This window comes from Paraburkholderia agricolaris, from assembly GCF_009455635.1.
Classification (GTDB): domain Bacteria; phylum Pseudomonadota; class Gammaproteobacteria; order Burkholderiales; family Burkholderiaceae; genus Paraburkholderia; species Paraburkholderia agricolaris.
On sequence record NZ_QPER01000002.1, the window covers coordinates 3,882,016 to 3,904,454 of the forward strand.

General features: G+C 60.2%; 21 protein-coding genes. 5 read left to right on the forward strand and 16 right to left on the reverse strand.

Annotated elements, in window-relative coordinates; genetic code table 11:
- Position 1 precedes the first annotated feature (1 nt).
- On the reverse strand, positions 2-1,339 hold the full coding sequence (locus GH665_RS38515) for an MFS transporter (RefSeq protein ID WP_153142206.1): 1,338 nt from the start codon (positions 1,337-1,339) through the stop codon (positions 2-4).
- Positions 1,340-1,576: 237 nt separating this feature from the next.
- Between GH665_RS38515 and GH665_RS38520 the strand changes: the two genes are divergently transcribed.
- On the forward strand, positions 1,577-2,542 hold the full coding sequence (locus GH665_RS38520; RefSeq protein ID WP_174771785.1) for a LysR family transcriptional regulator: 966 nt from the start codon (positions 1,577-1,579) through the stop codon (positions 2,540-2,542).
- A gap of 122 nt (positions 2,543-2,664) precedes the next feature.
- Here GH665_RS38520 and GH665_RS38525 read toward each other — a convergent pair whose 3' ends face one another.
- The 11 genes from GH665_RS38525 to GH665_RS38575 form a co-directional block, all read right to left on the reverse strand.
- Positions 2,665-3,831 (reverse strand): porin, encoded by a 1,167-nt coding sequence (locus GH665_RS38525; RefSeq protein WP_153142208.1) that lies wholly within the window; start codon positions 3,829-3,831, stop codon positions 2,665-2,667.
- A gap of 146 nt (positions 3,832-3,977) precedes the next feature.
- Positions 3,978-4,847 carry a class II glutamine amidotransferase gene (locus GH665_RS38530; protein ID WP_153142209.1) on the reverse strand — a complete coding sequence of 290 codons (870 nt, stop codon included), beginning with the start codon at positions 4,845-4,847 and terminating at the stop codon, positions 3,978-3,980.
- Positions 4,848-4,965: 118 nt separating this feature from the next.
- A complete protein-coding gene (locus GH665_RS38535) occupies positions 4,966-5,331 on the reverse strand; it encodes a response regulator (protein WP_153142210.1) in 366 nt (121 codons plus the stop codon).
- Between the two features lie 20 nt (positions 5,332-5,351).
- Positions 5,352-6,323, reverse strand: a complete 972-nt coding sequence (locus GH665_RS38540) for a chemotaxis protein CheX (protein WP_153142211.1) — start codon at positions 6,321-6,323, stop codon at positions 5,352-5,354.
- A 51-nt stretch (positions 6,324-6,374) separates the two neighbouring features.
- Positions 6,375-6,914, reverse strand: a complete 540-nt coding sequence (locus GH665_RS38545) for a hypothetical protein (protein WP_153142212.1) — start codon at positions 6,912-6,914, stop codon at positions 6,375-6,377.
- On the reverse strand, positions 6,911-7,645 hold the full coding sequence (locus GH665_RS38550; protein WP_153142213.1) for a methyl-accepting chemotaxis protein: 735 nt from the start codon (positions 7,643-7,645) through the stop codon (positions 6,911-6,913). Before GH665_RS38550 ends, GH665_RS38545 begins: the two co-directional genes overlap by 4 nt.
- A 73-nt stretch (positions 7,646-7,718) precedes the next feature.
- Positions 7,719-10,109, reverse strand: a complete 2,391-nt coding sequence (locus GH665_RS38555) for a HAMP domain-containing protein (protein WP_153142214.1) — start codon at positions 10,107-10,109, stop codon at positions 7,719-7,721.
- Positions 10,110-10,451: 342 nt separating this feature from the next.
- Positions 10,452-11,147 (reverse strand): DNA alkylation repair protein, encoded by a 696-nt coding sequence (locus GH665_RS38560; RefSeq protein ID WP_153142215.1) that lies wholly within the window; start codon positions 11,145-11,147, stop codon positions 10,452-10,454.
- Positions 11,148-11,758: 611 nt separating this feature from the next.
- Positions 11,759-12,277, reverse strand: coding sequence for a hypothetical protein (locus tag GH665_RS38565; RefSeq protein ID WP_153142216.1), 519 nt, complete (start codon positions 12,275-12,277; stop codon positions 11,759-11,761).
- Positions 12,278-12,500: 223 nt separating this feature from the next.
- Positions 12,501-12,980 (reverse strand): nuclear transport factor 2 family protein, encoded by a 480-nt coding sequence (locus GH665_RS38570; protein WP_025496743.1) that lies wholly within the window; start codon positions 12,978-12,980, stop codon positions 12,501-12,503.
- Between the two features lie 13 nt (positions 12,981-12,993).
- A complete protein-coding gene (locus GH665_RS38575) occupies positions 12,994-13,683 on the reverse strand; it encodes a TetR/AcrR family transcriptional regulator (RefSeq protein WP_153142217.1) in 690 nt (229 codons plus the stop codon).
- Between the two features lie 109 nt (positions 13,684-13,792).
- Here GH665_RS38575 and GH665_RS38580 point away from each other — a divergent pair, with 109 nt between their 5' ends.
- A complete protein-coding gene (locus GH665_RS38580) occupies positions 13,793-14,443 on the forward strand; it encodes a YceI family protein (RefSeq protein ID WP_153142218.1) in 651 nt (216 codons plus the stop codon).
- Between the two features lie 65 nt (positions 14,444-14,508).
- Here the strand turns inward: GH665_RS38580 and tdh are convergent, their stop codons facing one another.
- Together tdh and GH665_RS38590 are read right to left on the reverse strand one after the other, a co-directional pair.
- On the reverse strand, positions 14,509-15,540 hold the full coding sequence (gene tdh, locus GH665_RS38585) for an L-threonine 3-dehydrogenase (RefSeq protein WP_028195988.1): 1,032 nt from the start codon (positions 15,538-15,540) through the stop codon (positions 14,509-14,511).
- Positions 15,541-15,553: 13 nt separating this feature from the next.
- On the reverse strand, positions 15,554-16,753 hold the full coding sequence (locus tag GH665_RS38590; protein ID WP_030102310.1) for a glycine C-acetyltransferase: 1,200 nt from the start codon (positions 16,751-16,753) through the stop codon (positions 15,554-15,556).
- A 174-nt stretch (positions 16,754-16,927) separates the two neighbouring features.
- On the opposite strand from GH665_RS38590, the gene GH665_RS38595 reads away from it, so the two are divergent.
- The 3 genes from GH665_RS38595 (at position 16,928) to GH665_RS38605 (ending at position 19,190) form a co-directional block, all read left to right on the forward strand.
- Entirely contained in the window at positions 16,928-17,554 is a 627-nt protein-coding gene (locus tag GH665_RS38595) for a helix-turn-helix domain-containing protein (RefSeq protein WP_153142219.1), read from the forward strand.
- 105 nt (positions 17,555-17,659) lie between these two features.
- Positions 17,660-18,058, forward strand: a complete 399-nt coding sequence (locus GH665_RS38600; RefSeq protein ID WP_025496523.1) for a DUF2471 family protein — start codon at positions 17,660-17,662, stop codon at positions 18,056-18,058.
- Positions 18,059-18,122: 64 nt separating this feature from the next.
- On the forward strand, positions 18,123-19,190 hold the full coding sequence (locus tag GH665_RS38605; protein WP_153142220.1) for a tyrosine-type recombinase/integrase: 1,068 nt from the start codon (positions 18,123-18,125) through the stop codon (positions 19,188-19,190).
- 88 nt (positions 19,191-19,278) lie between these two features.
- Here the strand turns inward: GH665_RS38605 and GH665_RS38610 are convergent, their stop codons facing one another.
- Both GH665_RS38610 and GH665_RS38995 read right to left on the reverse strand, forming a co-directional pair.
- Positions 19,279-20,484 carry a DNA-binding protein gene (locus tag GH665_RS38610; protein ID WP_153142221.1) on the reverse strand — a complete coding sequence of 402 codons (1,206 nt, stop codon included), beginning with the start codon at positions 20,482-20,484 and terminating at the stop codon, positions 19,279-19,281.
- Between the two features lie 1,348 nt (positions 20,485-21,832).
- A partial coding sequence (locus GH665_RS38995; protein ID WP_217361940.1) for a hypothetical protein occupies positions 21,833-22,439 on the reverse strand: 607 nt, incomplete at its 5' end.

The following is a 22,439-nucleotide window of genomic DNA, read 5'->3' on the forward strand; positions in this document are numbered from 1 at the left end:
CTCATGCTGTTTTACGTGCGGCCGGCATCGCCAGCGCGATCAGGGCGGCCAGCACCAGCGCGCAGGCGAGCACGATCATGCCGGGCAGCAGAGTGCCGGTCGCATCCTTCAGAAAACCGATCACGTAGGGGCTCACGAAACCCGCCAGATTGCCGGTGCAATTGATCACGGCAATGGCTGCCGCCGCGCCCACGCCGCCCATCAGCGCAGTCGGAATGCCCCAGAACACCGGTGCGATCGAATTGATGCCGATCGCCGCGACCACCAGTGCCGCCATCGAAAGCCATACGTGTTGGCCGAGCAGCACCGACGCCAGCATGCCGGCGGCACCCAGCACCGCGCACACCGCCACATGCTTGCGACGCTCGTCGTGCTTGTCCGCGTGACGCGCGATCAGGATCATCGCGACCGCGCTGATCAGCGACGGCACCGCCGACAGCAAACCGATATTTGCCACGCTCACCACGCCGCTCGCGCGGATCATCGTCGGCAACCAGAAGACGAGCCCGTAGTTGCCCATCGCGATGCAGAAGTACAGCAGGCCGAGCAGCCACACCTTCGGATTGGCAAACGCGCCGCGTACCGTCTGATGCGCACGGGTCTGCGCATCGGCTTCAAGATCGCGCGCGAGCAACGCCTTTTCCTCTTTGTTCAACCAGCTCACCGACTCGATGCGGTCGTGCAGAACAAAGAACGCGACGATGCCCACCACCAGCGAGGCGAGTCCTTCGATCAGAAACAGCCACTTCCAACCGGCGAGCCCGTGCACCCCGGCGAGTTGCTGCATGATCCAGCCCGACACTGGACCGCCGATCGCACCCGATACGGGAATCGCCGCCATGAACAGCGCGATGATCTGCGAGCGCCGGTTCGACGGAAACCACGTCGACAGATACAGCACGATGCCAGGAAAGAAACCCGCTTCGGCAACGCCGAGCAGAAAGCGCAAGATGTAGAACGAGGTCGCGCCACTCGCGAACATCGTCAGACACGAGACGATCGACCACGTGACCATGATCCGCGCGATCCAGATACGGGCGCCGACGCGATGCAGGATGAGGTTGCTCGGCACCTCGAAGATGAAATAGCCGAGAAAGAAGATGCCGGCACCCGCGCCGTACACGGTCTCGCTCAACGAGAGATCGGTGAGCATCTGCAACTTGGCGAAGCTCACGTTCACGCGATCGATATACGCGACAATGAACGCGAGAAACAGAAACGGCACGATGCGCCAGGCGAGCTTGCGGTACAACGCCACGCGTTCGGCGGATTCTGCGGGTTCCGCGGGCTTATCAGGCACAGCGGGCCGCTCGGCGCCGCCATACAGTGGGGTGCTCATACTTGTCTCCTTCCGCGCGCTTGGATGCGCGCTGTGGTCGCGGTGATACGGCGTATGGCGCGACTCCGGTTATACCCTGAGTTATGCGGTCGGCACGTAGCTGCTATGCTCGATCCACCCGTTTCACGCTCTACCGTCCTGCCGATGCTGAAGATTAGCCGGGTTGGGCGTCGCACCGCAAATCACTGTTTCGGTGCAAGTCATTACCATTCAGTTATGTTTACCGAGTCAACACGAATGGCAAGCACCGAAAACGACGCAATCGATCGCTTCTTTCGCAGCGGCCTGAAGCTGCCGCACCTGCGCATCCTGGTGAGCCTCGCGGAGCTCGGCCAGGTGACGCGGGTCGCGGCCGCTTTCCACGTCACGCAGCCCGCCATTTCGAAGCAGATCGGTGAAATCGAAGAAGCGCTTGGCGTACCCGTCGCCCGGCGAGTCGGCAACGCGGTCGAGTTGACCAGCATCGGCAAGGTGATGGCCGCGCGCGGCCGCGAAATCCTGCGGCACATCGAACTGGCGCGCCGCGACGTCAGCGCGCTGACCACCGGCACGGCGGGTCATGTCCGCTTCGGCGCGGTCGTGACGATTCCGCAGCCGCTCATCGCGCATGCGGTTGAACTCTTCATGCGGCGCGCGCCGTCAGCCACGCTGTCGTTCGTGGAAGCCACGCTCGACAAGCTGATCAAGATGCTCGACGAAGGCGAACTCGATCTCGCCCTGGGCCGCAACCGGATCGCCGACAACCAGGACTTGCTGCGCCAGCAGACCTTGCATCGCGAGCCGTTCGTGTTTGTCGTCGGCACGAGCCACCCACTCGGCAAGGTGGACCTGCCGGTGAACTGGAACGATCTGCGCGCGGCGCGCTGGATTACGCCACTGCGGGGTTCACCCGCATTTGCGACGCTGGCCGAGACACTCGCCGGCCAAGGTATTCCGCTCGATCGCGGCGCGGTCGAATCGAGTTCGTTGCCATTGAATCTGTCGCTGCTGATTGGCGGGGGCTTCGTGTCGATCCTGCCGCTGTCGATCGCGCGGCATCACGTGAGCCGTGGACGCATGCGCGTATTGCCGCTCGCGCCGCTCGAACCATTGGGTGAAGTCGTACTGGTGTGGCGCGCGGATACTTCCGCGCCGGCGGCGGATCTGTTCAGCGAATGCTTGCGGGAATCGTCGTCGGAATTGCTGGATGGTGAGGCGGAATGATGCGTGTGGACTCACGTATCGCCGATTGGCTGTCGGCTCCCGAATAGTCTCACCTTTGGGCCATTTGAAGGCAAAAAGGAAAGCCGGCCACCATCAAGGCGGCCGGCTCATTCATAGGCAAATCAGAATTTGTGGCGAATACCCACCACGGCAACTTCCTGGCTGTTCGTGCCTGAATTCACACCGTAACTGCCAATCGACGCCTGCGCGCTCACTACGTTGCCTGCCGCGTTCAGCGTATTGCCGCTCGCCTTCTGGTACCCCGCCAACGCATACAGATCGGTGCGTTTGGACAGCGCGTAGTCCGCACCGAGGTTGACCTGGTTGTAGTGCGCCGAACTCGGACCCGTCAACGACGTGTAGTTGTAGCCCACACCCGTGCGCAAGGCCGGCGTGATCTGATAGTTGAAGAACACCGAGCCGTTGTTGAACTTGGCGGTGTTGTGGAACGCGGAGAACGCGTCGTTCGCGTACTGTGTGTTCGAGTAGGCCGCACCGAACGTTGCCGCGCCGATCACATACTGCCCGCCCACACGCACGATTTGAATCGACTTCGCGCTTGCAAAGCCCGCGTTGATGACCGTGTTGAACAGCGAATCGGAACTGCTGCTCCAGGTACGCACATTCGCCGTCGTGGAGTTGCCGCCGTTCGCGTAGAAGTAACCGACGCCGAGCGACAACGGGCCGTTCGCATAAGCCGCGCCGAAGCTGTAGGTCTGGCCGTTGCCCGTCGCACCCGCCACGCCGCCCACGCCGTACAACGCCTCGACCTGGAAGCCCGCGAACAGCGGACTCACGTATTTGACCGAGTTGCTGACGCGCAAACTGTTGTCGTAGTTATCCAGATCGCCCGGCGTGGCGAAGATGCCGCCGAAGTAGTTGTCTTCCGTGAGACCTTGAACCAGGTCCACGATCGGATCGTATTGGCGTCCGAGGGTGACCGTCCCCCACGTGCCACTCGACAAGCCGACCACCGCCTTGCGGCCGAATTCGCGGCTGCCTTGTCCAAGCGCGCCCGTGCCGATGTTGAAGCCGTTCTCGAGTTGGAACACCGCGGCGAGACCGCCGCCCAGGTCTTCCGTGCCCTTGAGACCCCAGCGGCTGCCGGACAGGTTGCCGCTGCTGAACTTCACGAGCGTCGACTGATTCTGGCCGCTCGCGTTTTGTGCGTTATGCACATAAGCGATACCGGCGTCGACGATACCGTACAGCGTCACGCTGCTTTGCGCCTGAGCGCTTGCCGCAAGCAAAAGACCGGCGGGTAATGCGAGGAGAGAAAGACGTTTCATTTTCAGGTTCCCGTGTCAATGTTGTATTTGTTTAAATCTGGCGACACGATACGAGAGGAGTCTGTCTCGGCAAACCAAGTAATTCTTCGATGAATATGAACGTGCCGGTAGCGTGGCCGCTGCCAAGGCCACGCATTGGCGCGATGTCACGCCGGGACAGCGGACAGTTCGGAGAGTGCGTATTTCGAGGTCGCGAGCACGGCGTCTGGAACAGGGACATGGGCGCGCCGCAACAACGCGCCGCTGCGGAACATCAGCAGGTCGCCAGGTTCGCAGGCCGTCCATACTTCGTCGGTGAGCGGCGTGGTGGCAATCACCGCGGTGCGATCGGCCGGCGTGCCACGTTCGGCGAAATCCACCGAGAGGTCGCCGTCGACGAGACGTGCGCTGGAAAACGGCCAGTGACGTATCACGTACGACAGACGCGTCGAGCAATACGCGAATTGTGCCGTGCCGTTCGACAGCACGAAGTTGAAAATGCCATACGGGTTCAGCGTGCGGGTCGCCTGTTCGATAACTTCGAATACGGCATCGATGTCGTCGACGTCCGCGTGCATCTCCGCTTGAGCGGCGAAATGCGCATAGAGGCGATTCATGATGAAGCAGAAGGCCGCTTCGCTATCGGTCGTGCCGACCGGCGCATAGGGCCCGTGTTCCGGCTCATTCGCATCGCCGAGCGGTTGAAGGTCGCCGTTATGCGCGAACACCCATTGCTGGCCGCGTAACTCGCGCATGAACGGGTGGCAGTTCTCCACCCGTGCGCCACCTTGCGTCGCCTTGCGAATATGCGCGACGACATTGCGCGACTTGATCGGATAGCTCTGCAGGAACTCGGCCACCGGCGACTGGTACGCCGGCTTTTCATCGACGAACACGCGGCACGCGCGGTCTTCGTAGAACGCCACGCCCCAGCCGTCGACATGATGGTCGGTGAGCCCGCCGCGAGCAGCAAAACCCGTCAGCGAGAAACTGACGTCTGTAGGTTCCGCGCAGCTGAGGGCGAGCAATTGGCACATGCTCGCAGACTAGCGTGTTTCAGGCGCCGCCGTTATAGCGAATCATGCTTTGCAAATCACCCGCGCACCGGCTCCCGAAAACTCTCACCTTTAGCCGGTTCAGGATGCGTGCAGCACCTTAGCTTGCCAGCTTGCGGAACGTTTCCAGCACCGCGTCGCCCTTGAACGGCTTGACGATCCAGCCCTTCACGCCCGCCGCCTTGCCACGCTCTTTCATGGCCGGGCTGCTCTCGGTCGTCAGCATGATGACGTTGACGGTCGTGTTCGCGAGCTCGCCGCGAATCTTCTCGACCATCGTCAGGCCGTCCATGTTCGGCATGTTGACATCGCTGATCACCAGCCTGATGCCGGGGCTGGCCTTCAGCTTAGCGAGGCCGTCCTTGCCGTCCACCGCCGTGTCGACGTCCAGACCGTTTTTCTTCAGAAAGCCGGCCACTTCGTCACGCACCGTGCTCGAGTCATCCACCACCAGAATTTTCGACATGTTTTTTCCTATGACAACAATCAGAACAGATCCAGTTCGCCCGCTTCGACCATTGCGCCGACGTCGTCGGTGACTTCCCTGAAGTCCTCCGGCGACCAGCTCAGGCTGAACACAAAACGTTGATGCAGCTTGACTGAGCGGCCCGAGCGCGGGTCCGTCAGCGAATACATGAAACACAGTTGCGGATTGCCGGTGCCGAACGAGATGTACTTGTGCTTGTGATTTACCAGCAGCGGCACCTGCACCTGGCTGCGCAGCCAGGCATCCGCGTCGCCGACATAGCGGTTCTTGAACGAACCCCAGATCAGATTCGTCACTTCACCGAGCACGCCGTTCAGATCGCGGAAATTGGCTTCGCCGTCTTCCGCGCTTTCGCTTGTCCGATAGCGATCGAGCAGTTCGAGAATCGGCGTCTCTTCCGCCTGCATCATCATGTAACCGCGGCACCACGCGCTCTCGAGCGGAATCAGGCTGAACACCTCGCCGAAGATGATCCGGTCCCGCACGATATAAGGCGTATCGCACGTGATGCTCAGATCCTTGAACACGTCGCCGAGAATCGCCTGCGTCATGTCGGCGATGCCGCGCACCAGTGCGTTCGGATAGTCCAGGCTGAAAATGTATTCGTCGATCACCTTGCGCAAGGGCGCCATATCGTGTGCGACGTAGGTCGCGCAGACCACGCGGCGCAAGCTCTCCGGCAACCCTTCGAGACTCGGATCGGCATCGCGACGCATGATGATCGGCAACTCGGGGCGCACCGCGTTGATCCTGATCGCGATTTCGGCGCTCGCTTCGGCCGAGCCGCCGTAGCCTTCGGCGAACAGCACCGCGCCCAGATCGATATTCGAGCGCAGCACCGACTGCAAGCGATTCTTGCCGACTTTCACGCCGACCAGATTGTGCTCGTCGCAGAAGCGCTTCAACGCCTCTTTATGCACGGGGCAGTCGTCCAGCACCAGCACCTTGCTGACCGGTTTGTTCATGTTCATTTCGCGTTCCTGCTCACTGCGGATATCGACGTCATGGCCAACACTCAGAACTCAAAACAACTCCAGCTCACCGCTGGATTCCTCGATCGCGCTCGTGTCGGCCACGAAATCGATCGGCGCATGCGCGCACACGCAGACTGTCGCGGCAAGCTGCACGGAACCGTTCAGCGTGATCGAATACGACGACAGCAAACCCGGCTTCAATTCCGGCAAATGCCCCAAACACCGCGCGCTCAATACATAAGGCGTCGACATGCCGAGGTCCGGGAAGTAATGCAGCAGTTCCTGGTTCATCGCGCCACAGCACAGATTGCAGATTTCCAGAAACACTTCCTGGAACGGGCGCTCGTCGGCCTGATTCAGGAAGTAGTTGCGGGTGCTGTCGTTCTCGTCGAAGTGGAGAATCAGCAGCAGTCTGAACATGATCGACGAGATGGTCAGCACGACCACCTCGGTGTCCTTCGTCGCGCCCGTGCCGGCTTCGGCGAGCGGCACGATCTCGCACGTATCGCCTGAGTCTCGCGGCAGGCGTGCCTGCGCCGCCTTGCGGAAAATGCGTTCGAAGCTGTCCCTGGCGTTGCCCGTAATCACGTCGGCACCTGGTGCAGCTTCGAGCGAAACTGGTTGGCGAGCGATTCGACGCTGGAAAGCGACGCCGCGATCATCTTGCCGCCGGCCTGGATGTCCTGGAACGTGGAGGTGGTGGTCAGATCGTTGCGGTGCAGGCTGTCGCGATAGCTTTTCGACAATTCCTCGGACCGCGCAGCCAGCGCCCGGACCTCGCTCGCCACCACGGCGAAGCCGCGTCCGGCCGGACCCGCGCGCGCGGCCTCGATCGACGCGTTCAGCGATACGATCACCACATGCCGCACGATCGACGACAGCTCCTGATTCTTCGCGTGCATGTCGTGGTTCTGCGTCATCAGCGAGATCATCTGCTCGTGCCAACGCTCGAATGTCGCGCCGAGGCTCTTCAGACGCGCGGCTTCGCCGGCGATCTGTTGAGCCTGATGCGCCCACTGGTCTTTGTCTTCGGCCGCCGCTTTCAGTGTTGCACGCAGTTCTTCGACGCTGGCCGATTGCTGCCGCAGCTCTTCGCTCAACTGGGCGGCCAACGCCTCCATCTCCTGCGCGGCCTGCTCGCGTTCGCGGATCGCTTCACCGTGGTCCGCCTGTTCCGCCGAGCGCGCCTCGAGCCGCGCATCGGCTTCGGCGGAGAGCCGTGCCGTCAGCCTCGTGCTGTGCAACTTGTGCGCGACAAATGCCAACAGCGCGGTCACCGCGCTGCCTGCTGCCGCCGCCAATACATACTGTTGAATCACAACCTATCCTTCCGAAGTCCGTCGCGAAACGCGCGTCGATCTGTCAATCCGTCGATCCGCGTTCACTCAACGTTCAATCCACCATCGCGCCGACTTGCAGTTGGCCGGCGTCGCCGCGCGCCTGCACGCCCAGCGTGTCGACGGCGACGCTATCCGGCAGACAGACGATCGTCTGGAACTGACGGAACGATGCGCCCTTGTGATCGTCGGTGAAGCGTAGTTCGATCCGGCCGTTCTCGCGCTTGAGGAAGTCGCGCACGGCGTCCATGCCCACGCCACGGCCCGACACTTCCGTGACCGTTGCCGCAGTCGAAAAACCCGGCCGGAAAATGAATTCGGCGATAGCTTCGTCGCTCAATTGCTCGTCGCTGGCGACCCAGCCGCGCTCCACCGCAATGCCGCGAATCCGTTCGAGCGCGAGGCCGCGGCCGTCGTCGCTGAGCGTGATCTGCAGCGCGCCGCTATCCACGCCCATTTCGATATCGATCGTGCCGGCCGGCGTCTTGCCGTGCGCGCTGCGTGCCTCGGTGGTTTCGATACCGTGGTCCATCGAATTGCGCAGCAGATGCATGAATACGTTGCCCAGCGTACTGCCCGTCTGGCCGCGCAGACGGTAGCCGTTGTCGTCGATACGCACGTTCGGCGCCGGCTTGCCGAGTTCCTGCGCGAGCGAAGGCAGTGAATCCAGCACGCCGGACAGCGCGTCGCGCACGCTTTCGCTGCCGAGTGCGCTCAAGGCCTGGCGCATCGCATTGCGCATCGACTGCAATTCGTGGAGTTCGCCGGCGTTGGTCCTGTCCAGCATGCTCAGGGTCTGCTGAATCTGGTCTTTCTCGACCATCACATAGCGGCCAGCATGGCCGGCGTTGTTCGCACCGGCTTTGGCCTTGCGGCCGAGACTCTGCTCGTTGATCCGCGCGTAGCTCTCGATCGCCTCGCGCACGCGCGTCAGCTCCTGCATCAGAAGGTCCTGATCCCATGAGCGATCCGCGTCGGGCTGGCGCAGTTCGTGGTAACTCTGTTCGGTTTCGTGAACGACGTTCGTCAGATGCGCCAGGTTATAGGTCCGCGCATTACCCTTGATGGTGTGCATGTTGCGGAACAGTTCGGCGATCGCAGCATGATCGGCTTCCGAATGCTTGCGGATAATGCGCTCGTTCTCGCTGACAAAGCCGGCGGAGCTTTCGATGAAGTGGTGGAACTTCTCTTCGCTCACCGCGAGAATCTCGCCGATCATGTCGAGGCGTCGGCGCTGTTCGCTGGCCTCCGCGGCAAGCTTGCGCAGTTCGGTGACGTCGCGCACACACAGCATCAAACGCACGATGATGTCGTTTTCGTCGGTAATCGCCGACCAGCTCAGGTCGAGAATCTTCACGCGGCCGTCGGCCATGCGCTTCGAAATTTCGCCCACCAGCAGGTGCTGATTGAACGCGAAGTTGATGCAGTCTTCACCGAGGCACGCATGCGCCGCCGCATCGATTTGCGAGAGCACGTCCGAGCCGAGATCCGTATCCGAGAACACCAGATCCATCAGACCACGCCCGGCGATGTCTTTCGTTTCGAAGATGTCTTCCAGATACGCCGAATACTCCGAGTGGATAACGGCGCCGTCGACCACCGTCAAGATGCCTTGCTGCATGTTCTGCAACATCGCCTGAATGTCGGCGGTCTTCTGCTTGAGTTGCGCCGAGCTTTCCTGGATCTTTTCGATCATGCCGTTGAAAGCGACGATCGAATGTCCGATCTCATCCAGCCGGCCCACCGGCACGCGGCGCGTGAAATCCTGGCTCGACGCGATCTCGCTCATCATCGCCTGCATGCGGCTGAGCGGACGGGTGATCTGACGGTAGAGCAGCGTGCCGATGAAGGTCAGCAGAATAATCGCGATACCGGTGACGGCGGCGATGGCCGTCGTCGTGGTGGAAAGCGTGGCGTTCAGCGTGGTGATCGCCTCGTCTTTCTGGCGGTTCTTCTCGACGCGCAACGTTTCGACGATGCCTTCGAGTTCGTCGCGATACTGCGCCACGTTGGCGAACAGATACGCTTGCGCGAGTTCGTTCTTGCCGTCGGCCTTCATTTTTGCTGTCTCGGCGATAGCGGAGAAGTAATTCTCGAGACTCTCGTTGGCCTGTGAAACGAGACCTTGCTGAGCGTGGCTCGCGGCGTCTTTGGCTTGAAGCGCGAGGGCCTGTTGCAACGAGGTCTTTTTCTTCTTCAGTTCGTCTTGAGCCTGGCTGACCATGTTGGCGTCCGGCGCGTAGACCAGGGTCATGGTCGCGAGTTGGACGTCTTTGACTTGCGAGACGAGGTCCGCGGATGCGAGCGCGCTGGGAACGACGCCTTCGGTCACCTTGCGCACTTCGGCTGCGCTGCCGCGCGTCTGATACACCGCGTAGCCGCCGATCGCGGACAAAGCGACGAACATCAAGATAACCAATAGCGTGATGCGATGACGGATAGTCATGTGAAACCCCCGAGGGTATGGCCTTCGCGTCAGCCCTCGATAGGAGCGGCGCGTTTTTTTGCGAATTTGACTGAAGATTGCAGCGCTGCCGAGTATTGCTCGCACATGTTACTAAGCGATGACTACACGGTTTTTGCGGGCCCTCGGGGGCGTAAATATTTTTCTAAAGTTTTTGATTTGAGTGCCGTTAACTAGCGGCCAATTTATTAGCCACTTATACCCCATTTATTTTCGCGTTAAGGTACGCCGCGCTTTGCAAAAGTGCGTGGCGCGTTGACGCTCATTGCTGATTTGCTAATTGAATGTGGTTAATCGGGCGGCAAATGCTTCGCGCCCGGCACGTCAGCGGATCGGTGACAGATGTTTCGACGCCTCACGAAGGGTAAGCGGCGACATGATGTCCTTCGAAGCGGAAAGAAAGGCGCTGACCGCTTCAGGCTCATGCCACGCGTAATCCCTCAACGCCCAACCGATTGCCTTACGGATAAAGAAGTCGCTTTCCGCAGCCAACGAACGCGCGTAGCCGAAAAGGCGCTCTTCGTCGGTATGTTCGCGCCAGCCGAGTTGGTGAATCATCGCAATGCGCCGGACCCACAGCGATTCGTGCAGAAGTGCCGCATCCATCTCGGCCTGCACATCCGGTGTATGGATTCGCGCCGCTTTCAGAACGTCGCCGACCACACCCGCCAGCGGATCGATCGAATCCCACCAGGCGCTCCGCTGAGCGAGCGCCAGTAAGTGTGCGATGTCGGCCACTGCAAGCATCTTCCATTTGCGCGCCAATAGGTCGGACGCGACATACTGGAATTCGCGTTCCGGCATCGACCATAAGACATTCACGCATGCCAGCAGATGATCGGCATTTTCCACAGGCAAGCGCTTGAATACCGGCAATACCGCTTGCCGCCGCAGCGGTGTCGGCACACCGATAAACTCGAAGTGGTCACGCATATAGGCGCGCATCGCAAGCGCGCGCTCAGCGTCCGCGTGCGGCGCGAGTGCCGCCTTGATTTCCTTGCCAAAAGCGCGGGGCGTCATTGAGGAAAGTGCTCCCTGAATGGATGTGATTCGCAGGTAGCTGCGTTCGGCGCAAGCCTCCCGAATCTTCTCACCTTTGAGTTCAAAGTGCGCGCACAGGTAGCACTATTCTCACCGCACGCGCTCCTGAATCTTCTCACCTATGGTTTCTGGCTTCCTGCCCGATCGTGAGCTATGTGCTGAATGCCGAATGCCGAATGCGGCGCCATAAATGATCATAAAGAGGACCTCCTGGGAATCCTCACCTTATGACAGGTGCGCGTTCAACACGGGAATTACTCACCTCCTGGAATCGCTCACCTTTCGCGAGCGATCTCCTGGAACGTCTCACCTTGATGTGCTTTTTTACTTCCGCGGTGCAGTTCAACTCCTGGGACAGCTCACCTTTAACGGAGTTGGCAGCACCTCCTGGAACGTCTCACCTCTCGCCGACGTGAAGGTATGCACGGTGGAACGCCTCACCTTTCGTCGAGACGGCACGTCTCCTGGAACACCTCACCTTTTGGCTAAGGTGACGGAATTTCCTGGCGTTCCTCACCATTCAACGCGACGCCGCCATCTCCTGGAATTCCTCACCATCCTGGAACCGCTCACCTTTGCGGCTTTGCGGATCAGAACTTCACCTTCACCTGGAACCCGATCGTGAACGGAAGATTGTCCGAGGGAATCGGGGGAATCACAATGAAGTTGGCTCCGACGCGCTTGTATTCCACCATCACGATCGGCGCGACCACCGGTCCGATCGTGTGATTGCGGCCCAAGCCCCAGTTGCCGTAGTTATAGCCCGAGATGATCCCGCCCATCGCCGCGATCCGCACGATGCCCCAGTGCGCAAACTCGGGCGCCCAGACGCCGCCGCCGTAATACGAGGGCCGCCGCAGCGAGTTGCGAAAACCGCCGGCAGTCAGCGCCCATTGATTGTTGAGCCAGCATTCGACGCCAAGGCCCGGATTGAACTGCTCGAAATGGGTATTGGGGTCCGGATTGATGTGATACGAACCGAGCATGGCGTCGACCCATACGCCGCCCTCGCACCAGTTGCCCGCATGTGCCGCGGACGCCGCCGCCATGCTCGCGACGAGTGCCACGGCAGTACGCCGAATGTTCTTCCTGATCTGCCGAAATTGCATGTGTTCTCCGCCACCGGTCGAGCGCCGGTGTCATCTACGTTCTGGTTATTTCCGCTTGCCGTCCGTCGCGCACTGTACCTCAACCCGCACGGGCGATGTGGAGGACACGCTCGGACACGCGGGCACAGCACGTGCCGCACGGCGCAGATGCAACCATAACGGACAACCGATGGCAGAGCGGTGAACACCCGGCGGATGTTCACCTTCAATGTTGGAGAAGGGTCTAGAGGCCGAGGTCGGACAGGCCAGGATGGTCGTCGGGACGGCGGCCAAGCGGCCAATGATAGAGACGGTCGGCCTCTCGGATCGGCAGATCATTGATGCTGGCATGACGGCGGGCCATCAGCCCGTGTTCATCGAACTCCCAATTCTCGTTGCCATATGAACGGAACCAGTTATTCGAATCGTCGTGCCATTCGTAGGCAAAGCGCACGGCGATGCGGTTATCCGTGAATGCCCAGAGTTCCTTGATCAGGCGGTAGTCGAGTTCCCTCGCCCATTTGCGGCGCAATAGTCCGACGATCTCCGCGCGCCCGTGCGTGAACTCGGCACGATTGCGCCAGACGCTGTCGGGGGTGTACGCGAGCGACACGCGCTCCGGGTCACGCGTATTCCAGCCGTCTTCCGCGGCGCGCACCTTCTGGATCGCGGTTTCGCGTGTGAATGGCGGGAGGGGTGGGCGGGTTTCGATCGGGTTGGCCATGGTGGTTTCTCAGTCAGGTTGCAGCGCGCCGGGATGGCGCTCGTTTGCTTGGAGACTTGCTCACGGATTGACCCGCGAGTGGATTCGATCCGCTCGCAGACCCGGTATCGAGCAGGGCTTCTGCGGCAGTTCGCGCGTCGAGCGCGGCGTCGGCCTCGCCGCTCACCAGCGCCACGGCGATGGCGCCGTCGAGCAGGATCAGCCATTGGCGCGACAAGCGCGCGGCGCCGCGAGCGTCCATACCTGATTCGGCGGCGTATTCATCGCATTGGCTTCGCACGAAGGCGAGCAGGCGTTCCTTGTGTTTGCGCGCGACGATCCGGATCGGGTCGTCCGCGGAGGCAATTTCGCCGGCGGCGTTCAGAAACGCGCAGCCATGAAAATCCTCCGACGCAAACCATTCGCGCAACACGTCGAACATGCCGAGCAGGTGTTTGCGCGCGGTCTTGCCATGCTTCAGCGTGCCCGCGATAAACCAGTTCATCCAGCGTTCGTCGCGCCGCTCCAGCGCGGCGACGACCAGTGCATCTTTCGATTCGAAATGCGTGTAGAAGCTTTTGCGCGCGGTGCCGGACTGCTTGACGATCGCATCGACGCCCGTAGCGTGGATGCCGCCGGCGTAGATCAACGCCTCCGCCGTGTCGAGCAGCCTTTCGCGAGCGCTTCCCGGCGCAGCCGATTCAGTCGGGTTTTGAGTAGCCATGCCCGAAGGGTAGAACGATCATTCTCCTTCGTCAAGTTTTTGCGCGCTTCGGCGGATTGGGTACGCTTGCTGTTATCGTATTGACGATCGATCCACTGGAACGAATCTCATGAGTCGCTCTACTCTCCGCGCGATGTTTTTACCCGCGCTGCTCAGCGCAACGCTGCTGACGGCAATGGCCTGCACGCCAGTGCGCGTGCTCACCCATACGGTGAGCCAGAACGAAACGCGCGTGCCGCCCGGACATTACGAGCTCGACCCGGATCACACCAGCATCAGCTTCGACATCGATCACTTCAAATATTCGCGCTTCACCATGCGCTTCGACCGCAAGCAGGGGCAACTCGACTGGAACGAAGGCGGGCTGGACCGGAGTAGCACAACGATCACGATCGACGCCGCGAGCATCGACACGAACGTGCCGCTCCTCGACAAGATGGTAAAAAGCGCGAGCATGCTCGACGTGTCGCGTTATCCGGAGGTGCGCTTCACCAGCACGCGCTTTGAACGCACCGGCGAATCACGTGGCACGTTGAGTGGCGATCTGACGATTCATGGTGTCACGCAACCGGTAACGCTCGAGGTGACCTTCAACGGTTTCGCACCCGATCCGCTGACGAAAAAGGACACGCTCGGATTTTCTGCGGAAGGTAATTTCAGCCGCGCGAAGTTCGGTCTGGCGACGTGGTACCCGGCAGTGGGCGACGATATTCATGTACGCGTTCAGGCCGAGTTCGTTAAAACGCCCGCAGGCGCGTGAGCGCGGTGCGGGCGTTTCGTTTCGTTTCGTTTCGGTGGCTGCTATTGAGCGCGCCGTTTTTTAGCTCACGCAGCCGTCCAGTCGAGAATCACCTTGCCGCTCTCACCTGAGAGCATCGTGGCAAATGCTTCCTGATAATCGTCGACCTTGAAGTGGTGCGTGAGGATCGGTGACAGGTCCAACCCGCTTTGCAGCATCGCGACCATCTTGTACCAGGTCTCGAACATCTCGCGGCCGTAAATGCCCTTGATTTCGAGACCCTTGAAAATAACCTGGGTCCAGTCGATCGCGGTCTGCGCCGGCGGAATGCCGAGCAGCGCGATCTTGCCGCCGTGGTTCATCGCTTCGAGCATGCTGGTGAACGCGCTCGGCACACCGGACATTTCCAGCCCAACGTCGAAACCTTCGGCCATGTGCAGGTCTGCCATCACGTCGCGCAACGATTCGCGCGAGACGTTCACCGCACGCGTCGCGCCCATCTTGCGCGCAAGTTCGAGCCGATAGTCGTTGACGTCGGTAATCACCACATTGCGTGCGCCGACGTGTTTCGCAATCGCTACCGCCATGATGCCGATCGGCCCGGCGCCGGTGATCAGCACATCTTCACCCACCAGGTTGAACGACAGCGCCGTATGCGTGGCGTTGCCGAACGGATCGAAGATCGCGGCGAGATCGTCGGAGATTTCAGGCGGAATCTTGAATGCGTTAAACGCGGGAATCACGAGGTATTCGGCGAACGCGCCTTCACGATTCACGCCGACGCCTACCGTATTGCGGCACAGATGGCGGCGTCCTGCACGGCAGTTACGACAGAAGCCGCAAGTGATATGCCCTTCGCCCGACACGCGATCGCCGATCGCAAAGCCGCGCACTTCCTGACCCATTTCGACGATTTCACCGACGTATTCGTGGCCGACATGCATCGGCACCGGAATCGTCTTTTGCGCCCAGTCGTCCCATTTCCAGATGTGAATGTCCGTGCCGCAGATCGCGGTGCGCGTGATGCGAATCATCACGTCGTTGTGACCGACTTCGGGCTTCTTCACATCTGTCAGCGTGAGGCCCGGTGCGCGTTCGAGTTTTGCCAATGCCTTCATGTGCGCCTCCGCTTCAGATGATGCCGAGTTGACGGCCGACACGCGCGAACGCGTCGACGGCTCGATCGATTTGCTCCGGCGTGTGCGCGGCGCTCATTTGCGTGCGGATTCGCGCACGACCCTTGGGTACGACGGGGAACGAGAAGCCGATCACGTACACCCCTTCCTTCAGCAAGGCATCAGCCATGTTCGATGCAAGTTGCGCGTCGCCCAACATGACCGGGATGATCGGGTGTTCACCGGGCACGAGCGTGAAGCCGAGCGCGCTCATCGCGTGGCGGAAACGCGCGCCGTTTTCACGCACGCGCGCACGCAGTTGCGCGCCTTCTTCGCTGGCGAGCAACTCGAGTACTTTCAGCGATGCGGCGGCAATGCTCGGCGTTAGCGTGTTCGAGAACAGGTAAGGACGCGAGCGCTGACGAAGCAGATCGACAATCTCCTGACGCGCGGCGACGTAACCACCCGATGCGCCACCCAGTGCCTTGCCAAGCGTGCCGGTAATGATGTCGACGCGCGAAAGCACCCCGCAATGTTCCGGCGTGCCACGCCCATGTTCGCCGACGAAACCGACCGCGTGGGAATCGTCGACCATGACCAGGGCGCCATAGCGGTCGGCCAGATCGCAGATGCCGGCGAGGTTGGCGATGATGCCGTCCATCGAGAACACGCCGTCGGTGGCGATCAGCTTGAAGCGCGCGCCGGCCGCATCGGCTTCTTTCAGCCTGGCTTCGAGATCGGCGAGGTCGTTGTTCTTGTAGCGAAAGCGCTTCGCCTTCGAGAGGCGCACACCGTCGATGATGCTCGCGTGATTCAGTTCGTCGCTAATGATGGCGTCGTTTTCGTCGAGCAGTGTTTCGAACAGACCGCCGTTCGCATCGAAACAGCTGGAGTAGAGGATGCAGTCGTCGGTTTGCAGGAAGGCGGCCAGCGCTTTTTCGAGGTCTTTGTGCACGGTTTGCGTGCCGCAAATGAAACGCACCGACGCCATGCCGAAGCCGTCGTGATCGAGGCCAAGCTTGGCGGCCTCGATCAGCCGCGCGTCGTTGGCCAGACCGAGATAGTTGTTCGCGCAGAAATTCAGCACGTCCGTGCCGTTCGCGAGACGCACGTCGGCCGATTGCGGGCTGGCAATCACGCGCTCGTTTTTGTAAAAACCGTCAGCGCGGATCTGCTCGAGAGTGCCGCGCAGATGGGCGAAGTAAAGGTCACGCATGAACCAGACTCCTGAAAGGGTGGTGCGCTCCGACACGTCAGGCATCTGCTGGTATCTGCGGCATGTTCGACGTCGAGGCGGGCTGTTATAGTCGGCTGTCAGTTTTATCGGATATTTTCGTTTTTCCGAACTAAAATCCGGTATGTCGAACAACTCTAAACGATAGGTCAGTAAATGGCAAGTTCGGGAAACCGCCGTGCAGCAGCCAACACGGCCCCTCCTTCCAGCGCGGGCGCGGTCCCGGCGATCGCAGCGCCGCCTCGTGTCGGCGAACAGATTCAGCGTCTGCGCGCCGAACGGCGCATGACGCTCGACGACCTGTCGCGCGCGGCCGGCGTGTCGAAATCGATGCTCTCGGAAATCGAACGCGACAAGGCCAATCCGACGATTGCGGTCGCCTGGCGTCTGACGAATGCGCTCGGCGTCAGTCTCGATTCGCTGTTCGCGCCGCAAAAGGCGCCCGAGGCGATCGCGGTCTCCGGTCCGCACGACATTCCGACTTTGAGCGGGCACGAAGCCAAGTATCAGTTGCGTGTCTGGGGACCGATCGAGTTGGCCGGCAAGTTCGAGTGGTACGAACTGACGCTGCAGCCGGGCGGGGCGCTGGTGTCGAACGCGCACGAACCTGGCACGCGTGAACATCTGACGGTGCTGCAGGGATCCATCGACATTGAAGCGGCGAGCACGACGAAACGGCTCAAGCCTGCGGATACCGCGCGCTATGTCGCCGACGAACCCCATGCGATCCGCAACGCCGGAAAAGGCGAGGCGAAAGCATTGCTGGTGGTGATTCACGGCTGACTGACGGGCGCACCGTTGCGGGCTTTTGGCGGAATTATCCGTTCGGCTAAGGTTGCACGAGACACTGTATATTTGTACAGTACAGGGTATCGACTGGAGCCGATAATGAACGACCTGACGACCGACCAAGCCGAGCATGCTCTGGCCGCGCTGCGCTATCAAACCGCGGCGCGCGATCTTGAACACATCGTGCGCAACATCGCTGCGCGCTATATCGTCCAGCAGGTGCCGCTCTCATGGCGCCTGCTCCACGCAATCGAAGCTGAAGCATTGGCGGATCTCGGGTTTGCCAGCCGGCACGACGCCATCATGCTCGGCCTGTTCCAGCGGCCCTCCGAATTGCCCTATCCGGAAACAGACGAAGCGGTGGACTTCGGCACCTCCACCGCATTGCCGGCGGTATTTGCGTTCGCCGTCTCGGCCTATGAAGAGGCAGCACGCCGCGCCGTGCAACCTGAGTCTAAAGACGCTCCGCTAAAACACGCGCGGGCGTGGGGCGACTGACTTTAAACGCTGCACTTTCATCAGTTGCCACCTACAATATGCGCAACTAACGGAAAGATAGCGTATGTCACCTCCTCATCTGTCCGACCCGGTTCCGCGCCCTGCGCCGTCAACCGATCTCTTCGATGTTGAACGTGAAGACTGGCGCCGCGATCCCCAGATCGCCTTCGACGCCTGGCTTGCCAAGCAGCATTTCAGGCGCTCTTCCGCTGAAGTCTATCAAGCCCAGTGGGGACTTTTTCTCGACTGGCTTGCCGTTCGCCAGAAGAGTCTGGTCACGGTCGATACGCAAACCATCGCTGAATTCGTGGGCGGCCTTGCGATCAGAAAACCGCAGCGTGTCAGATATCTGCGGCTCATTGAACGGGTACTGGACCATGTTCGAGAAATCGAATCCGCGTCGACCAATCCCGCTCGTTTCATTGCTCAGGATGGCGAAGCAGCATGGCGCAATGCACGCGACAACGAGCCGACGGGTTTTCTCGACCACGCCGAACGAGCGGCGCTCATTGCCCAGCTGTTTTCGCCATTGCCGGCCTTATCCATGGCGCAGCGCTGGAGAGAGCGGCGCGATCGCGCGCTGATTGCGGTGTTTCTGGGTGGCGGACTAAAGACAGGCGAGGCCGCAGCGCTTACAGTTAGTTGCGTGAGTGCGGGCTCGCCATGGGTCACGATCGAGTCCGCGAATCCAATGCTGACACGGCGTACCCGGCTCACGCCTTTCGCGGCGGCCGTTCTCGACTCATGGCTTGCTGAACGGCGCCTTTCCGAATTGGCAGGCAATCTGGTCTTTCCCGCTTCACCTTCGGGACGGCCAATGCACAAGGCAACCATGCTGCGTGCAGTCGACGCGTTGATCGACGCAGCAGGCATTGCCGCGTCGCGAACTTCACGAGCGAGTCCACAAACCTTGCGCAACACTTTTGCCGCAGATCTATTCGAGAGTGGGGTCGAGGCGGAACTGGTCGGGCAGTGGCTGGGATTTGTACAGGCAGTGTCCGCCAACCGTTTGTACCGGGCGTGGCAACGATGGATGGATCAACAGGATTCGCCCGTTGTGGATGAACCGGATCCCGCCGCTCCACCATTGCCCACACCCCGGCGCGACGGGCGTTTGACGAGGAAAGGGTGATCCGGCGAGTCCTGCAGATACTCACCCTTGAGGTCCCGAATTTCCTCACCTTTAGCGATTTCGCCGCTATGACGACCGCGCCGAACCGTCATGCCGACGCAGTAATCGAGCCGCTCGACAAAAACCGGCTAACCGCTTCCAGCCTTGATTCACCCAGCCCTGACGAGTGATCGCACTCCGGACATTGCAGTTCGAAGCGGTGATCCACTTGTGATAGCTCGGGCTCACCTTCCTCACATTTGGGGCAGCGCAGCGGCAGCGTGACATGACCGTCCGCTGCCGTGCCGATCGCGGTCAGTTCGTCTGACGTGAGCCTGCCTGTTTCGACTAACGCACACAACAGAGCGGCGATCGCCGGGTCGATGCCCTGTTGGCCGCGCAGCAGGGCGATTTCTTTTGTCAACGTATCCACTTCGTCCGATTGCTCGCGCAGTTGCGCGTCGAGCCGGTCGCCGCGTGCCTTGGCGGCGGCAATCTGCTGGATAAACTCAAATTCCTTGCGGCTAGCGTCACGCACCCCCGATTGATAGGTCGCCGCCATGCTGCGCAGCGAATCGAGTTCAACCAGCATTGGCTTCACACGCCGCTCAGCTTCGGCGACAGCGTCTTTTATCTGTTGGGCATAGTGCTCGGTGCTTTGCCGCAATTCGACATGCAGAGCATCAATTCGGTCGCGGAGCGTCGCGTTGGTCGTTTGTTCTGTTTCGAGGCGCTGACGCAGCGTTTCGTTTTCGCTGTCGAGCCGGCGCACCGTTGCGAGCAGGCCTTCCTGGTGAGCGGCCCCATGCGTCGCGGTGCTGGAAAGCTCGGTTTCGAGTGTTCGGACCCGTTCCCATGCGGCTTCGGCCCTCAACTCGCTGCGCCTGATCGCTTCTTCCGACACGTCGCGGCGAATTTCGGCTTCCCGCAGGCGTTGGTCAGCCGCGGTGATTTGTGCCTGAATTTCCTGGCGTTCGCCGTCAAGGGTCGAACGGGCCTGGGCGACGGCTTCTTCAAAGAGCGCACCCAATAATTCTCCAGCGCGGTCTTCCAGTGCTTTCGGGATCGCGCCGGCACCGACTTTTACGCGCGACACCGTTCTGATGCGTTCCCAGAAGTGGTCGATATCCTTGGGTATGTCGCTGGCGCTACCTGTTTGGGTCAAATCACGAACCGCAGCCATGGACGGCCGGATCCCCAAATCGAAAAAAAGTCGCTTGCAGGCGTGCAGCGACAGTTCCTGCCGTCGCGCCCCGCTCGCCCTCAACGATTCAAGCTCGTCACGGATTGCTTGACGCTCCTGGTCCAGATTCATGGGTACCTCGATATCGCTCAAATTGGATGAATCATAACAATTTACGTATCGTTTGCTACGCATTTGTTTGTGGTGAGCGTTATTTGTCCGATTGGAGTGTTCTAGGGCTGCTGATAGACGAAGCGATTGAGGCAAGCCTGGTTTTTCCGTGAAACAAAACGAAGACTAGCCAATAAACCATTGTAAATAAAGCAGTTTCAGTGGTTTCTTTCTGATCGCGCACTGTTTCACGGACGCGTGATGGCGGCTGAGGGGTGGAAAAGGTTTTGTCCGAAGGACACGCGGGGGAAGTTCTAGAGAGTAATAAAAGTAAACACCTTTGAACCCATGTTAAAAACGTTAACGCCATGGCAAACCCTTATCTGGCGGGTGTTTCAGCCCGGTAAGGTGAAGCTTTGCGGGAGAGGTGGTGAGGTCTTGCGGGAGCTTTGAGTGATGAGGTTCGGGGGCCTCGGTGAGCGGGTGCGGGACAGAACGTGAGCGGGTTCAGGAGCCACCCCAAAAGGGCGGTTTAGCGAAAGGTGAGATTTTGCGGGACCTGAGCGGCCGGGATCGCCCGGCAGTACTCAAAAGTCGGCGTTAGGCGCTGATACCCTAAAGGTGAGCGCTTTCGGGAGTCCCTTGGATTCCATTTTTTGCCCTTATTTCGACCTCGTAAACCCTATTGGTGAGACAAGACGGGAGAAAACGAGAACCGAAGGTGAGGCTTTCCGGGGCTAAGGCTTCATTTTTGCCTCAATTTTGTGCATTCCGCTGCTTAAGGTGAGGGTTTTCAGGAGCTGAGCCCGATTTCGACGGAGATTTCTCCGGCTGTGCCGAAGAGGGTCTCGGTCGGCGCCAGGCAAAGGTGAGCGAATTCGGGAGTCTGGGATCGGCGCGATCCCAGGTTCATCAAATGACCTGTTTTGCGCCAAAGGTGAGGTTTTTCGGGAGGCTTTTGGGGCACTCGAGATCGCTAAGGTGAGGAAATACAGGATCGAAATCGCTATAACAGGCCGGAAAAGCCCTACGGACGCTGTCGGAGTAGTTTCGATTTTGCCGCTGCTGAATTCCTAAGGTGAGGTTTTTCGGGGCCCTTTCTGCGGGGGCCGGAAACGCCGGATTTCGCTGAAATACAGCTAAAGGTGAGGATATACGGGAGCGCACTCGGAATGTCCGGCGAGACGTTGCTTTATAACTTAATGAAATCATTGAATATTTTTTGTGCGCTGCGCAAAGGTGAGGTTTTTCGGGGGGCTGTTTTTGAGGCCTGGCAAATCTCCTTCCAGCTCATGGGTGAGGTTTTTCGGGAGCATTTATCGGTGCTTTTTCAGGTCTCCAGGTCTGGAGGCCGCGTCGTTTCGAGCCCTCAACACAGGTCAAGGTGAGCTTTTTCGGGGGCATTTGCCCCGACCCGGATATCGCGCCTGCGTTGCCAGGTGCTTTCGGTCTGTCTGCTCGCTATGGCAACTGGTTGATCCAGATTGACGCGTGGCGATTGAGGTACGTATCTCCGCGCGCTGAAGGCGTGATGATCGTGTTCGACAGACCTGTATGCCGGTGGGCTGCGTTGCAGCGCAGATATGGACAGGACGCTCTGTGCGCCCGCTGGGCCCTCCCCTCGCCTCTCAGCCGGAATGGACTGGAGCGCATTCGCGTCATTGGCGCAGTGCGAGGGCGTCCTGCCTGTAGCGTGTGCATAGCCAAAATTCAAGAGAATTTTTTTGAGGTGAGAAGATTCGGGATCAAATAGCTGCCGTTCGCGACGGACGGAAATCGGTCGGTATTTCGGGATGCCGTGACCTGTAAGGATGCCCTGAACCTGGTGCGAAACGAGTGAGGTGAGAGTTTTCGGGAGTTGCTCGAGGTGAGTCGCGCCTCGTAAGCTCACTTCACCGGGAACGGTGAGACCCATGCTATAGACGTGTATCACCACAGCCGGTATGCTCTCGCCAAATCCCTCCTCGACCAGACGC

Bases quoted from the DNA above. Each gene is read 5' to 3' on its own strand.
- GH665_RS38515 (WP_153142206.1), bottom strand. From the start codon at position 1,339: ATGAGCACCCCACTGTATGGCGGCGCCGAGCGGCCCGCTGTGCCTGAT.
- GH665_RS38520 (WP_174771785.1), top strand. From the start codon at position 1,577: ATGGCAAGCACCGAAAACGACGCAATCGATCGCTTCTTTCGCAGCGGC.
- GH665_RS38525 (WP_153142208.1), bottom strand. From the start codon at position 3,831: ATGAAACGTCTTTCTCTCCTCGCATTACCCGCCGGTCTTTTGCTTGCG.
- GH665_RS38530 (WP_153142209.1), bottom strand. From the start codon at position 4,847: ATGTGCCAATTGCTCGCCCTCAGCTGCGCGGAACCTACAGACGTCAGT.
- GH665_RS38535 (WP_153142210.1), bottom strand. From the start codon at position 5,331: ATGTCGAAAATTCTGGTGGTGGATGACTCGAGCACGGTGCGTGACGAA.
- GH665_RS38540 (WP_153142211.1), bottom strand. From the start codon at position 6,323: ATGAACATGAACAAACCGGTCAGCAAGGTGCTGGTGCTGGACGACTGC.
- GH665_RS38555 (WP_153142214.1), bottom strand. From the start codon at position 10,109: ATGACTATCCGTCATCGCATCACGCTATTGGTTATCTTGATGTTCGTC.
- GH665_RS38560 (WP_153142215.1), bottom strand. From the start codon at position 11,147: ATGACGCCCCGCGCTTTTGGCAAGGAAATCAAGGCGGCACTCGCGCCG.
- GH665_RS38565 (WP_153142216.1), bottom strand. From the start codon at position 12,277: ATGCAATTTCGGCAGATCAGGAAGAACATTCGGCGTACTGCCGTGGCA.
- GH665_RS38570 (WP_025496743.1), bottom strand. From the start codon at position 12,980: ATGGCCAACCCGATCGAAACCCGCCCACCCCTCCCGCCATTCACACGC.
- GH665_RS38575 (WP_153142217.1), bottom strand. From the start codon at position 13,683: ATGGCTACTCAAAACCCGACTGAATCGGCTGCGCCGGGAAGCGCTCGC.
- GH665_RS38580 (WP_153142218.1), top strand. From the start codon at position 13,793: ATGAGTCGCTCTACTCTCCGCGCGATGTTTTTACCCGCGCTGCTCAGC.
- tdh (WP_028195988.1), bottom strand. From the start codon at position 15,540: ATGAAGGCATTGGCAAAACTCGAACGCGCACCGGGCCTCACGCTGACA.
- GH665_RS38590 (WP_030102310.1), bottom strand. From the start codon at position 16,753: ATGCGTGACCTTTACTTCGCCCATCTGCGCGGCACTCTCGAGCAGATC.
- GH665_RS38595 (WP_153142219.1), top strand. From the start codon at position 16,928: ATGGCAAGTTCGGGAAACCGCCGTGCAGCAGCCAACACGGCCCCTCCT.
- GH665_RS38600 (WP_025496523.1), top strand. From the start codon at position 17,660: ATGAACGACCTGACGACCGACCAAGCCGAGCATGCTCTGGCCGCGCTG.
- GH665_RS38605 (WP_153142220.1), top strand. From the start codon at position 18,123: ATGTCACCTCCTCATCTGTCCGACCCGGTTCCGCGCCCTGCGCCGTCA.
- GH665_RS38610 (WP_153142221.1), bottom strand. From the start codon at position 20,484: ATGAATCTGGACCAGGAGCGTCAAGCAATCCGTGACGAGCTTGAATCG.